The sequence below is a fragment of the Deltaproteobacteria bacterium genome, assembly GCA_016223005.1.
Lineage (GTDB): Bacteria > Desulfobacterota > GWC2-55-46 > UBA9637 > GWC2-42-11 > JACRPW01.
Window position 1 is genome coordinate 1 of sequence record JACRPW010000013.1, and the last position, 1,295, is coordinate 1,295.

Annotated in this window: 2 protein-coding genes and 1 pseudogene (1 of these 3 running past the window's edge); 2 read left to right on the forward strand and 1 reads right to left on the reverse strand. The window is 36.0% G+C overall.

Annotation, left to right across the window (positions count from 1 at the left end; translation table 11 throughout):
- Positions 1-52: 52 nt before the first annotated feature.
- Positions 53-259 carry a 4Fe-4S binding protein gene (locus HZC45_01560; GenBank protein ID MBI5681853.1) on the reverse strand — a complete coding sequence of 69 codons (207 nt, stop codon included), beginning with the start codon at positions 257-259 and terminating at the stop codon, positions 53-55.
- A gap of 185 nt (positions 260-444) precedes the next feature.
- Between HZC45_01560 and HZC45_01565 the strand changes: the two genes are divergently transcribed.
- Together HZC45_01565 and gmk are read left to right on the forward strand one after the other, a co-directional pair.
- Entirely contained in the window at positions 445-996 is a 552-nt protein-coding gene (locus tag HZC45_01565) for a DUF4416 family protein (GenBank protein MBI5681854.1), read from the forward strand.
- Between the two features lie 97 nt (positions 997-1,093).
- Positions 1,094-1,295: pseudogene (gmk, locus tag HZC45_01570) on the forward strand (guanylate kinase) (it continues 415 nt past the right edge of the window).

The window sequence follows — 1,295 nt, forward strand, 5'->3', positions numbered from 1 at the left end:
TTGCCTTGAATAAATTTTTTCTGCTTGCCTTTTTTCATTGTTATATTTCTCCTTATTGTGGAAACACCTGAATTGCAAAATCAGGGCATCTCAAATCACAGAGTTGACATCCTGTGCATGCGTCCAAATCACTTATTACAGCATACTGTCCTGACATCTTGAGTGCATTTGTAGGACAGAAATCCACACATATACCGCATCCCTTGCATAGTTTTTGTGATATCTCTATCCTCCAGAGTTTTTTTGCCGGTTCTCCCATTTTTCCTCCCAAATCTATGGGACAGATTTAAAATCTATCCCAGTAATATACTATCGTTTTTATTATTAAAAAGCGGATGTCTTTACTAACAGATTTTTAGCGGTTTGTCAAAGTCAAAATTATAAGTCAAAATTACAAATAATCAAACTTGCATAGTAGAAATTTTCTTGTTATGCTTTTTGAACATGAGTAAACCTAAAGAGCCTGTACAGGCTAAACTGATAGCGAGTCTGATAACAGAAAACATCGCGGTATTGAAATCATCTCTTGCTGTCTTATATGGAACATTGGGCAATATGGATTTCATTAGTGAAAAAATTAAATTCAATCATACCCAATACTATGAAAAAGAGATGGGCAAAGACCTATTCAGGAAGATAATCTCTTTCGAAAATCTAATATTGCCTGATGAACTGTCTTCTATCAAGGTATTTACAAACAGTATTGAAGACAGGCATACTGAGAATGGCAGAAGGAAAATAAATATAGACCCCGGTTATATTGTGATGGAAAAGATGATTCTTGCTACCTGCAAGAACTTCTCACACCGCATATATCTTTCAAAAGGTGTATATGCAGACCTGACGCTTATATATAGGGGCAATAACTTTGTGGCACTTGAATGGACATTTCCTGACTATGCTGATACGGATATGAGAAACCTTTTAAAAGGGATAAGACAAAGATACATCTTGCAATTGGAAAAGATAAGGGAACAGGCGCAGAATATTGAGTAAATCTAATATCCAAAATAAAAAATTGAAAACTAAAAATGCAGGCACCCTTTTCATCGTATCTGCACCATCAGGGGCAGGAAAAACAACACTTTGCAGGATGGCTGTTGATTTTTTCCCTGATTTAAGGCATTCTATATCATATACAACAAGACCTCCCAGAGAAAATGAGGTAAATGGTATTGATTACCATTTTATAACCCCTGATGTATTTAACAGGATGCTTGAAAATGGAGAGTTTCTGGAATGGGCAGAGGTGCATGGGCACAGATACGGGACATCTGTAAAAGACATTAATTCTG